Origin of the sequence: Holdemanella porci (assembly GCF_019052655.1) — a bacterium.
GTDB lineage: Bacteria > Bacillota_I > Bacilli_A > Erysipelotrichales > Erysipelotrichaceae > Holdemanella > Holdemanella hominis.
The window spans coordinates 17,376-29,673 of sequence record NZ_JAHQVB010000011.1 but is presented as its reverse complement, the minus strand read 5'-3'; the positions used below and the strand labels follow the sequence as shown (position 1 = coordinate 29,673).

Annotated in this window: 11 protein-coding genes and 1 other annotated feature; of the genes, 5 read left to right on the top strand and 6 right to left on the bottom strand. The window is 34.5% G+C overall.

The window, feature by feature from the left end; genetic code table 11:
* Positions 1 to 122: 122 nt before the first annotated feature.
* On the bottom strand, positions 123 to 1,859 hold the full coding sequence (locus KTQ83_RS03665) for a carbon starvation CstA family protein (protein WP_217256049.1): 1,737 nt from the start codon (positions 1,857 to 1,859) through the stop codon (positions 123 to 125).
* Positions 1,860 to 1,923: 64 nt separating this feature from the next.
* Positions 1,924 to 2,144: a binding site (T-box leader), on the bottom strand.
* A gap of 163 nt (positions 2,145 to 2,307) precedes the next feature.
* Between KTQ83_RS03665 and KTQ83_RS03660 the strand changes: the two genes are divergently transcribed.
* Positions 2,308 to 3,054: a metallophosphoesterase family protein gene (locus KTQ83_RS03660; RefSeq protein WP_117926548.1), complete on the top strand. Its 747-nt coding sequence runs from the start codon at positions 2,308 to 2,310 to the stop codon at positions 3,052 to 3,054.
* A 13-nt stretch (positions 3,055 to 3,067) separates the two neighbouring features.
* Here KTQ83_RS03660 and KTQ83_RS03655 read toward each other — a convergent pair whose 3' ends face one another.
* Both KTQ83_RS03655 and KTQ83_RS03650 read right to left on the bottom strand, forming a co-directional pair.
* A complete protein-coding gene (locus KTQ83_RS03655; protein WP_117926862.1) occupies positions 3,068 to 4,027 on the bottom strand; it encodes an L-lactate dehydrogenase in 960 nt (319 codons plus the stop codon).
* A gap of 75 nt (positions 4,028 to 4,102) precedes the next feature.
* On the bottom strand, positions 4,103 to 5,227 hold the full coding sequence (locus KTQ83_RS03650) for a S1C family serine protease (RefSeq protein ID WP_217256048.1): 1,125 nt from the start codon (positions 5,225 to 5,227) through the stop codon (positions 4,103 to 4,105).
* A 158-nt stretch (positions 5,228 to 5,385) separates the two neighbouring features.
* Between KTQ83_RS03650 and KTQ83_RS03645 the strand changes: the two genes are divergently transcribed.
* Entirely contained in the window at positions 5,386 to 6,687 is a 1,302-nt protein-coding gene (locus tag KTQ83_RS03645) for a neurofilament protein (RefSeq protein ID WP_217285021.1), read from the top strand.
* A 76-nt stretch (positions 6,688 to 6,763) separates the two neighbouring features.
* A complete protein-coding gene (locus KTQ83_RS03640; protein WP_117924004.1) occupies positions 6,764 to 7,021 on the top strand; it encodes a hypothetical protein in 258 nt (85 codons plus the stop codon).
* A gap of 17 nt (positions 7,022 to 7,038) precedes the next feature.
* Here KTQ83_RS03640 and KTQ83_RS03635 read toward each other — a convergent pair whose 3' ends face one another.
* From KTQ83_RS03635 to KTQ83_RS12250, 3 genes are read right to left on the bottom strand one after another with little or no spacing between them, the layout of a single operon-like run.
* Positions 7,039 to 8,034 carry an isocitrate/isopropylmalate dehydrogenase family protein gene (locus KTQ83_RS03635; RefSeq protein ID WP_217256046.1) on the bottom strand — a complete coding sequence of 332 codons (996 nt, stop codon included), beginning with the start codon at positions 8,032 to 8,034 and terminating at the stop codon, positions 7,039 to 7,041.
* Complete coding sequence (locus tag KTQ83_RS03630) at positions 8,031 to 9,179, bottom strand: citrate/2-methylcitrate synthase (protein WP_244975757.1); 1,149 nt, start codon at positions 9,177 to 9,179, stop codon at positions 8,031 to 8,033. Before KTQ83_RS03630 ends, KTQ83_RS03635 begins: the two co-directional genes overlap by 4 nt.
* Positions 9,172 to 9,321 (bottom strand): hypothetical protein, encoded by a 150-nt coding sequence (locus KTQ83_RS12250; RefSeq protein WP_244975756.1) that lies wholly within the window; start codon positions 9,319 to 9,321, stop codon positions 9,172 to 9,174. Before KTQ83_RS12250 ends, KTQ83_RS03630 begins: the two co-directional genes overlap by 8 nt.
* Before the next feature lie 93 nt (positions 9,322 to 9,414).
* Between KTQ83_RS12250 and KTQ83_RS03625 the strand changes: the two genes are divergently transcribed.
* Both KTQ83_RS03625 and KTQ83_RS03620 read left to right on the top strand, forming a co-directional pair.
* The gene (locus tag KTQ83_RS03625) at positions 9,415 to 11,331 is read left to right on the top strand and encodes an aconitate hydratase (protein ID WP_217256045.1); all 1,917 of its coding nucleotides are present in this window, start codon (positions 9,415 to 9,417) and stop codon (positions 11,329 to 11,331) included.
* Positions 11,332 to 11,392: 61 nt separating this feature from the next.
* Positions 11,393 to 12,295 (top strand): cation efflux transmembrane domain-containing protein, encoded by a 903-nt coding sequence (locus KTQ83_RS03620; protein WP_186998625.1) that lies wholly within the window; start codon positions 11,393 to 11,395, stop codon positions 12,293 to 12,295.
* Positions 12,296 to 12,298: the final 3 nt, after the last annotated feature.

The following is a 12,298-nucleotide window of genomic DNA, read 5'->3' as shown; positions in this document are numbered from 1 at the left end:
TGTAGCTTAGATTAGGCTCGGACAACATGTTGTTCGAGTCCTTTTTTCAACCATTTTAACGCTTCCGTCATCCTTGTCGATTTTAGTAAAAGAAAAGACCGCTTGATGCGGTCTTGACTGTTTTATGCGTTTTGTTCTTGTTCTTGAAGCATTGCCTTTTCAACAGGTTGAACTAATTTCTTTCCAGAACCAATGAAGATCATCAATCCTAATGCCATTAATAGAATAGCAAAGAATAATTGTAGTCCGTCTGTCATAAATACGAATCCGCCAGTAACGAATAACTTTAAGCAGATGTTGTATACTGACATTCCTAAGCTTGTCATCGTTGCAACTAACATCATAACCATTGGTACATATAACATATATCCTTTACGTCCTGTAACTTTTAAGAATACAGATAACGAAACTAATACCATCGCAGCTAATAATTGGTTAGCACTACCGAATAATGGCCAGATATTTAAATATCCACCTAGGCTTAATAGGTAACCACCGGCTAATGTGATCAATGTAGCAACATATTTATTTGTTAAGAAAGCGACAACACTGTTTGTTTCAGCGTCTTCATTGACTTCAAATAATTCTTGGAATGATAAACGTCCGATTCTAGCGACAGCATCTAATGAAGTTAATGCCAAAGCAGAAACGAACATTGTCATGATGCATAGACCCCATTCTTGAGGGAATCCAAATTGGGAAATCAATCCAGTAACACCAACTGAAAATTTAATAAATGGAGTTGCAGTATCAGCAAAGGCCATAGAAGATAATGTTTCATTTAATACGCCTTTGCTAGCTAAGCTAGTTAAAGATCCAACAACAACGATTACAAGTACAGCAAGTAATGATTCAAGTAACATACTTCCGTATCCAACTTGTAACATATCACTTTCGTTGCGAATTTGTTTAGAACTTGTTTCACTAGATACAAGTGAGTGGAATCCACTAACAGCACCACAAGCAACTGTAACGAATAATGTTGGGAAGATATAGCTTCCTGTTGCAGATTTAAATCCTGTGAATGCAGGTGATGTGATTGTAGGATTTGATACAAATACACCAACAACTCCAGCAACGATCATTCCGATGAATAAGAATGTAGTTAAATAATCGCGTGGTTGTTTTAACACCCAGATTGGTGTGACACTCGCAAAGAAGATATAAACGAATACTAGATATACCCAAGTTTGTTTAGTGAAGTAAACTGGGAATGCGATTCCTAATGCTAACATAGCGACGATTAGTGCAATGCCTAAAACAGCTTGTTTCCATCCAGAAAGCCCCGTTTTCTTTAAGAAGAAACCAAATGCGATCGCAACAAACACATATAGAATTGTGATTGAACTAGCAGCTCCACTAGGTAAAGATTGTGCACCTGTAGCATTGTATCCGTTTAATGATCCTGCAACCATGTCAGCAAAAGCAGCAATAACTAATAAAGTAAATAACCAGCAGAACAAGAAGAATAATTTACGTCCTGTTTTACCAATGTATGTTTCAATGATTTGTCCCATTGATTTACCATGAGATTTAACAGATGCGTATAGAGCACCAAAGTCTTGTACGGCTCCAAAGAAGATTCCTCCGACCATTACCCATAAAAATGCAGGTAACCATCCAAATACCATCGCAAGTACTGGACCAGTTACTGGACCGGCTCCGGCAATTGAAGAGAATTGGTGTCCAAATACTTCCCATTTATTACTTGGAACATAATCAACTCCATCTTCTTTTTCATAAGCAGGTGTCTTAGCTTTTGGATCAATTCCCCATGTTTTAACTAAATAACGTCCATAAACTAAGTAAGCTGTAAGTAATAATGCAGCAGCGATAGCTAATAATAATAGACCATTCATAAATAATTTTCCTCCCTTAAAACTTTCTATTCAAATATTCAAATAATAAAAAAAGACTTCGTCTATCTAAGACGAAATCTAACACTATTCCGCGGTACCACTTAGTTTGCAACTACATTATTGCCACTTAGAACTTCTTAACGCGAAGGACGAATCATCTTACTGATAATTTCAAATGATTAGCTCACAAGTGATAGCTCTAAGGACCGTTGTTATCATTTCACCAAATTTGATACTCTCTTAAACCGGGCTTGCTTAAAGTCGTGTCTTGCTCATTGCTTTGAATATTTGTGTTTGTATAATATACCATCTTGAAAAGTATGTCAATAAAAAATGTAACAAAATGAAAATTAACATTTTCATAATTTACATTAATTACAATTGCCATTTGTTTGTTAACATGTGAACGTTTGTGCTATAATATAAAAATGTTGTTGGAGGGGAATAGATGATTTATATAACTGGAGACATTCATAGAGAACAAGATATTCATAAAATCAATCCTAGAGAATTTACAGTTGGCAATTCTTTAACAGAAAATGATTATGTTATTATATGCGGAGATTTTGGTTGCGTTTGGGATGGAAGTACAGGGGATAACTTCTGGTTAAAATGGTTAGATTCACTTCCTTGGAACACTTTATTTATTGATGGGAATCATGAAAATTTTGATGTTCTTAATACGTATCCTGTAGAAGAGTATAAAGGTGGTAAAGTACATCGTATTCGCTCGAAAGTATTTCATTTAATGCGCGGTGAGGTTTTCAATATTGATGGTTATAAATTCTTTACTATGGGTGGAGGATTTTCCCACGATGTTAATTATCGTACAGAACATAAAAATTGGTGGAAAGATGAAATTTGTACGATTGAAGAAGCGAAACATGCTTTTGCAACATTAGAAAAAAATAATTGGGAAGTTGATTATATTTTATCGCACGATACATATTCATCGCATCCATTGGCTCATAAATATGAAACGGATATGGCTTTATATGGAGATGATTATTATGATTTACACGATTGTTTAGAAACAGTTGAGAAGAAAACAGATTATAAAATGTGGTTTAGTGGACATTATCATGATGATATGATTCATTATTCGGATTCCGATAAGCCATGTTTGACTTTATTTGATAAAGTTTTATTACTAGATAATATAGATGAAGAAATTAAAAGCCTGGCTAAAATTTAGTCAGGCAATTTATTTAAAGAATGTCTTGAAGATTTTCTTCAATTGTATTTTTTAATGTATCAAATGAATGATCAAATCTTTGTTGATCATTTTCATTTAAGTGTAAACGAATCACTTGTTCTACACCATTTGAACCAACAACGCTTGGTGTTCCAATAAAGTAGCCTTCTTTACCATATTCACCATTTTGATATGCACTAACTGGTAAGATAGCACGTTCATTATTTAAGATGCAAGATACGATACGTTTTAATGCCAAACCAATTCCATAGTAAGTGGCGCGTTTTAATTCGATGATTTTATAAGCTTTATCACGAACGTCAATATAGATTTCTTGTAGTTCACTTAAAGAAATGTTATTTTCATCTAAGTATTCAAGTAAGTTTTTACATCCAATATATGAATGGATCCAAGGAACGAAACTAGAATCTCCATGTTCACCCATAATATATGCATGGATATTACTGTCTGCAAATCCTAATCTTTCGCTTAATGCGTGACGTAGACGAGCTGTATCTAATACAGTACCTGATCCAATAACGTGGTTTTTAGGTAATCCACTTTCTTTCCATGCAACATATGTCATGATGTCTACTGGGTTGTTGGCAACAACTAAGATACCGTTGAAATTATTTTCTTTTAAGGCTTTACATACACCTTTTGTGATGTTTGCGTTGATTTTAACTAAATCCAAACGAGTTTGACCTGGCTTTTGAGCAGCACCAGCTGTTAAGACAACAATGTTAGTATCAGCTGCATCTGCATATGTTCCAGCAGAGATTTTCATTTTCGTATCTGCATATACTAGCCCATCATTAAGGTCCATTTGTTCACCTTTTGCCTTGTCTTCATTGACATCGACTAAAACAAGTTCATCGATTCCTTTTTCTGAAAGCATTGAATAGGCAAAACTCATGCCGACAAACCCTGTACCAACAAGCATGATTTTTCTTTTTTTGATTTTTTCAGACATAAATTTCATTCTCCTTCTTATATGTACACAACTATTATAGGTTAGTTTCAACTAAAAAGCCAGTGTATAACTGGCTTAATTAGTTTGGGTTTGGGCTTGTAGAGTAATTTCTACTGTAATCTTCTTAGAATCTCTTTCAACGACCATTTTAATGGTATCTCCAATTTTATGCTTTTTTAGAACATTTTTTACATCACTTGTTGATTGGATTTGTTCACTATCAAAACTAAGAATACGATCATTTTGTTTTAGTCCTGCTTTATCAGCTGCTCCATTTTTAACAATTTGTACGATGTAGCAGCCATCTTCGTATTTTGAATATTGACCTTGATTGTTTGAAGTATAGTCATATAAACTAACATTTAATGCAGGTCTTGAAGTGACACTTCCATTTTGCATAAGCTCTGTGATAATGTCTTGAGCAGGTGTGATTGGAATCGCAAAGCCTAATCCTTCAATTCCAGTTGAACTTTCCTTTGCGTTAACAATTCCAATTAGATTACCGTCAGCATTGAACAATCCTCCACCAGAATTTCCTGGATTGATGGCAGCATCTGTTTGTAGAAGTGTCATAGTTTCATCGTCAATTGTGATTTGTCTATCTGTTGCAGAAATAATTCCCGTTGTAACTGTACCACCAAGTTCTCCTAATGGATTTCCGATGGCAATGGCAGGATCTCCAACTTGTAAAATATCACTATCACCAAGTGTTGCAGCCTGCAAGTTGTTCGCATCCACTTTAATAACGGCTAAATCTGTCTGTGAATCTTTACCAACAACACTCGCGTCATATTCTGTGCCATCTGTAGTTGTCACTTTTAAACTTGTTGCTCCACTTACTACATGGTTATTCGTAACAATATATCCATCTTTACTGATGATGACTCCACTGCCGGCACCTTGTGAAACGTATTGTCCAAAAATGGAATTTCCACTTGAAGCAGATTCAGTTGTGATTTCGACAACACTATCTTTACATTTTTCTACGATGTCAGAAACATCCGATACTTGAACGGTTCCAAAATTGGATTTATTAGTTTGTTGCTGAATAGTGACATTAGCATTATTAGATAGATGGCTTCCGGCATAGCCAGCACCAAATCCAACGACACCCGATAATAGGATTATACCTACAGTGGTTATAATTTTATTTCGAACAGGGACATATTTTTTGGGCCTAAATTCAGGTGGTGTTTGCATGTTGATTCCTCCTCATATAATATGCTACATTCTGTAGTATACACCAAATTAAACAAAATACATGCATCAAATACGCTATTTTGTCTATACAAATTTTGGATTATTTCTATTCAGTGATATAATAGCGTTATAGAAAGCATGTTTAAGGGAGGTTCCGTATGCCAACAAAAAAAGTTACAAATAAAAAAGTAGTTGATAAAAAAGAAGAAGTTAAAGCAGTAAATCCTGTTGAAGAAAAAAAAGTGGAAACTAAACCTGCAGAAGAAAAGAAAGCACCTGCTGAAAAAGCAACTGCAGAAAAAAAGGCTCCAGCTAAAAAAGAAGAAGCTAAACCTGCAGAGAAAAAGAAAGCAGCTGTTAAAAAAGTAGCTGCAGAAAAAAAGGCTCCAGCTAAAAAAGAAGAAGCTAAACCTGCAGAGAAAAAGAAAGCAGCTGTTAAAAAAGTAGCTGCAGAAAAAAAGGCTCCAGCTAAAAAAGAAGAAGCTAAACCTGCAGAGAAAAAGAAAGCACCTGCTAAAAAAGTAGCTGCAGAAAAGAAGGCTCCAGCTAAAAAAGCAGCTGCTAAACCAGCTACAACAAAGAAAGCTTCTACTAAAAAGACAACTACTAAGAAAACTACAACTAAAAAGGCTACAACTAAGAAAATGACTAAAGAAGAACAATATGCTAAGTTATCATTGGATACATGCCTAGATTTAGCAAAAGCTATGTCAATGGATGTAACTCGTGAGTCAATTATTCAACAATTAATCTTAAATCCGGATGTAAAATCTGTTTCAGAAAATCTAGTAAACAAATATCAATTGACTGGTAAGTTTAACTTTGAAGAAGATGGTTATGATGAAGGATTAGTAGAAGTACTTGTATCAAAAGTATTTGAGACAGCTGATATCAAACCTCAAAAACCAGAAGATTTACAAGCAGATGTTGCACATGCATTGAATTATAAATTTACAGATGTTGTTGCGGATGGAGAAGAATATAAAGATCAATTTGATACAATGCGTAAAGTATTGATGATTGCACAACACAAAGATATTCATGATTCAAAGAAATTAGAAGAAGAAGTTGGCGTTGATGTAGAAAAGTTTGTCGAAGAATTCATGGATTTAGCTTACAGTGTTTTAAAAACATGGAAATATGAAGATGTAGATTACTATGAACACTTTATTTTCGCAGTATTATCACAATTAGAAGACTTACATAACAAGTACAGTAATCGTATTATGATGGATGTAGCTGATCTATATATCTTGCATGGTGATTATGGATTAGGTGATGCAGATTATGCTTATATCTTAAGAGAAAATCAAATCAAAGATTATATCTATTATCGTTATGCTTCAATTTATGAAGGTGTTGATAAAGATAAGGCAAAACAAATCGCAAACCAAGCTTTGCAGTTTGTAGATGATCGTTTTACATATTATCCAAATATTATTGCAGTTTTAGAAGGTTAAATTGGATTCTACTTGATTTTTAAAGGTGTTTTGCATATGATATAACTTGCGAATACTTTTAATCAAGGAGGATACAATGGCAGCTTCAAAAATTCCTGTGTGGATTAAACAATGCCTTGATCAATATGGTAACTGTGCATGTGGACGTGCAATTACTAAAAAAATTGGTAAGGATAATCTTTTACAGATTCTTGAAAACGAAGGATATCCATGTGAATTGGAAATCTTGAGTGATCAAAAAGACAAAAGTGCATATCCCAAAGATGGAACATATATTTTGACATTAAAAAATCGCCAACCATTATTGGCTGACGAAGATGAAGACGATGAATAAACATCGTCTTCCTTTTTTTATAAATTTTTAATGATTTCCTCTGTGAACTGTTCAGTTGTTGCGCTGCCACCAAGATCTGACGTTAATACACTATGTTCTTCGAACACTTTATTTAAAGCTTTACGGATTTTATTAGAAATCACATCTTGATGTAAATCATCTAACATCATACAAGCTGATAATAATAAAGCGCTTGGATTGGCAATGTGTTTGCCAGCAATATCAGGAGCACTGCCATGTACAGCTTCATACATCGCATATTCATCACCTTTATTGCAGCTAGGAAGTAATCCTAAACCGCCAATTAATCCACTCGTTAAATCGGAAACGATATCTCCATAAAGATTTGGCATGACCATCACATCAAATTGTTCGGGATGAATAACCAACTGCATACAAGTGTTATCTACAATTAAAGAATTGGCTTCAATTTGAGGATAATCCTTGGCAATATCTTCAAAAATATGAAGGAATAAACCATCACTCATTTTTAAGATGTTAGCTTTATGTACACAAGTTAATTTTTTGCGATTATGTTTTACACAATATTCAAAAGCAGCCTTGATAATTCTTGTGCTCGCTTTTTTTGTGATGATTTTATATGCATATACTGTATTCTCATCAATCTGTTCTTCTTTTCCTACATATAGATCTTCAGTGTTTTCTCTAAAAGTTACGATATCTACATTTTCAAAACGAGTAGGAATACAAGGATTCGATTTAGCTGGACGAATATTTGCCCACAAGTCATATTTGTTTCTCAAAGTGACATTCAATGAACGAAAACCTTTACCAACTGGCGTTGTGATAGGAGACTTCAATAGAATTTTATTCTTTTCGTAAGATTCAAACGCTTTTTCTGGTATATATTCTTTCGCTTCTTCATATACCTTTGCACCTACGTTAAAGAATTCATATTCTAAATCTGCTCCTGCAGCATTCAATACTTTGATTACAGCATCCGTAATTTCAGGACCAATCCCGTCCCCTTTAAAAACTGTTATTGTAGTCATTCGTTTTCCTCCATTCCTCCTACATATACATTGGCAGGTCGTATTAATTTTCGGTTTGATTGACGATTCTCTAAATGATGGCTAACCCATCCGGCTGTACGACTGATCGCGAATAGTGGTGTAAATAAGTCGTTTTCAATCCCCAGCAATGAATAAACATAGCCGGAATAATAATCAACATTGGCACATACATCGATGCCTTTTCTTTCTTTCATGACTTCAACGGCAACTTTTTCAAATGCATGGATACAATTGTAGATATCTTCTTGTCCTTTTGATTTTGCGAGCATTTCACATTGTTGCTGAATCAATAATGCACGAGGATCACTCTTCGTATAAATCGCATGTCCAATTCCATAAATTAATCCACTATGATCAAAGAAGTCTTTATCTAACAAACGATTCGCAATCTTTTTTAGTGTTAATTTATCTGTTGTAAATCCAACCTCATGGAAGATAGCTTTAAACATATTGGTAACTTTACAGTTGGCACCCCCATGCTTAGGTCCTTTTAAAGAACCAATGGCAGCCGAAATACAAGAATAGATATCTGTTCCTGTACTCGATATTACGACATTGGCAAAAGTTGAGTTGTTTCCTCCACCATGATCGGCATGAATCATTAATAAAGTATCCAAGATCCTTGCCTCTTCTAAAGTATATTGATCATTCCCTCTAGCCATACATAAGATATTTTCAGCTAGGCTTTTGTCGGGATAAGGATAGGATTTAAAGACTTTGTTGCGGGCATATGAAAATGTGAAAAGTGGAATACTCGCTAGAATGTTTAATCCTTTTATCATTCGTTCTTCTAAGTCATCTGTATCAGCGCTTGGATCTTTTGCATATAACTTCAACACTTCAATTTGAAGTGCATTTAGTATGTTTGGTGTTTCATACTGTAAGTCTACAGGCCCCATTTTAAAGTTCAATAAATAATCTTTAAATTCTTGTAACTGTTCTTCTGTTGGTAATGTGCCAAAAATCAAAAGGAATGCGACTTCTTCAAATCCAAAAATACGATCTTTAGGTTGTTTATCAACTAAATAATTGATGGGATATCCCCTGTAAATTAGTTGTCCATCAATGTTGTATTTCTTTTCATGAACAAATTTATATCCAATAACATCACAAATCTTAAACATCACAAATCTTAGTCAGACCCACCTTAACTCCCGTGCCATTATCATTTCTAAGACCAGCTTTTACACGATATCTAGAGTATAAGGAAGAATCGATATAATTGAGTTCTTCATTAGCTTGATAGATTTCTTTAAGTGTCTTCATTTTCTGAAACCTCCTTTCATGTGTTTCATATTATAACATAAACTTTCATTTTGTTACATTTTTTGTTATAATTCCAAACGGAGGATATTGTCTATGCAAAATTTAACGTATAAGATTCTAGAAAAACATTTATTAAAAGGGAAATTAGAAGCGGGGCAACCTATTGAAATCAAAATGGATCAGACTCTAACACAAGATGCCACAGGAACTATGACTTATATGCAGTTTGAAGCTATGGGCGTAAAAAAAGTAAAAACAGAATTATCTGTCAGCTATGTGGATCACAATACATTACAGAATGGATTTATGAATGCAGATGACCATGCTTACCTTCAAAGTGTAGCTAGTAAATATGGGATTTATTTTTCAAAACCCGGAAATGGAATTTGTCACCAAGTTCATCTAGAACGTTTTGCCAAACCAGGAAAGACATTGATTGGTTCCGATTCACACACACCAACATCTTCCGCTATGGGATGTATCGCCATTGGTGCTGGAGGATTAGACGTTGCCAAAGCTATGGCAGGAATTGGTTACCGCTTAACATGCCCTAAAGTAGTCGAAGTAAAATTAACGGGTACTTTAGCACATGGTGTTTCAAGTAAAGATATTATTTTAAAATTGTTAGAATTATTAAGTGTAAAAGGCGGAGTTGGAAAAGTATTTGAGTATACCGGAGAAGGCGTTAAAAATTTAAGTGTCTACCAAAGATCTACCATCACAAATATGGGGGCAGAACTTGGTGCAACTACATCTATTTTTCCAAGTGATGAAGTAACTCGTGAATTTTTGAAGCACCAACAAAGAGAATCAGACTACATTGCTTTAAGTGCAGACGAAGGTTGTCATTATGACGAAACAGTTGAAATCAATCTGGATGAACTTACTCCATTAGCGGCATGTCCAAATTCACCAGATGCTATAAAAAATGTTTCTGAACTAGCCGGAATGAAAGTGGACCAAGTTGCGATTGGATCATGCACTAACTCAGGTTATGAAGATTTAATGAAAGCTGCATCCATTTTAAAAGGGAAAAAGATTGCTCACAATGTAAGTTTTGTGGTTTCACCAGGATCTAGACAAGTTTTAATGAAATTAATTGAAAACGGAACACTTGCGACATTTGTATCTTGTGGAGCAAGAATTCTAGAATGTACATGTGGACCATGTATTGGTATGGGACAAAGTCCAAAGAGTGATGCAGTAAGTTTACGTACATTTAACCGTAACTTTTATGGCCGAAGCGGAACATTAAGTGCAGGCATTTATTTAGTATCACCAGAAGTAGCTGCAGCCAGCGCAATTACAGGAGTCATCACGGATCCAACCACTTTGGAATATGTGGATGAATTTGAAAAAGAACAAAGCTATATCGATGATTCATTGATCTATGCTCCAAGTAAGGATTCAGAAAATGTAGAAATTGTTCGTGGACCCAATATTAAACCACTACCAGTAAATACGCCAATGGATTCAACAATTGATAAAAAAGTTGTAATAAAATTACCAGACAATATCACAACCGATCACATTGCTCCAGCAGGAGCTAAGGTTTTACCGTATCGTTCAAATATCGAAAAATTATCCACATTTGTATTTGAAAATAATAAACCTCATTTCGATGAAGTATGTAAAGAAAATAATGGTGGAATCATTGTAGCTGGAGAAAACTATGGACAAGGATCAAGTAGAGAACATGCAGCACTTGCACCTATGTATTTAGGCATTAAAGCTGTTTTGACAAAATCATTTGCCCGTATTCACTTGGCTAATTTAGTCAACTTTGGCTTGTTGCCACTGATATTTACAGATAAATCAGATTACGATAAAATCGATGAAATGGATGAATTAAAGATAGAAATTGTAAACTCATTATATGATTCATTAGATTTGATCGTTGAAAACGTGACAAAGAATGAAACATACAAAGTACATGCACCAATTAGTCAAGAAGATATTGATATTCTTATGGCGGGTGGCGCATTAAACTACATTCGTAATCAACAATAGGGACGTTTTATCAAGCGTTCCTTTTTCTTGTGATATAATAATGAGGAAATTAGGTGAGAAAATGAAAGAAAAACAGGAACAAATTGTGATGCGTATTTCATTTTGGTCCGGTGTTGTATTTGCGCTTGCAGAACTTATCATGGCAATCTTTTCTAAATCGCAATCTGTTTTGGCAGATACAGTCTATGATTCAACTGAACTTGTCGTGATTGGATTAACGATTTATATTATTCCTTTATTCTATAAGCCGGTTACAGAAAAACATCCCTTTGGATATGCACAACTTGAAAGTATTGTGATTCTTTTGAAAGGATTTATGTTTATTGCGGTTATGATGGCTCTAATCATGAACAATGTTCAAATTATGTTGAATGGAGGGAATGATATTGACCACATGCAGGTATCTTTGTTTGAAACGATATTAACATGCTTTTCTGCACTGATTTTATTGATTTTAATGCGAATTAATAAAAAAGTAACATCTCCAACTGTAGATGTAGAAATTTATGGATGGAAAATCGATGTGTTTTCAAGTATAGGTGTATCACTTGCGTTTTTCCTATCTTCGTTTTTAGGGCACACACCACTCTCTTGTATATCTCCCTATTTTGATCAGATTGTCGCAATCGTCCTTGCCTTAGGCATGATGAAAGAACCAATTCAAATGATAGGAGAAAGTTTTCGTAGTTTGATGTTGTTGAGTCCTGATGAAAAAGAAGTCGCAAAAATCAAAAGCATATCCTCTTCTGTGTTGGATAATTATCCATATGATCCGGTATTTTATGATATTACGACAACAGGAAGAAAAATGTGGATATCCATCTATTTCACAACACGAATTGATATGATGTCGTATACCGAATTGGAAGTAGCCAATCGAGAATTGAAAATAGCACTTCAAGAAGAATATGAAGATTGTTTTGTCGAACTTGTACCCAATGTATTAGCGAATAAAGAGGAGTAATTT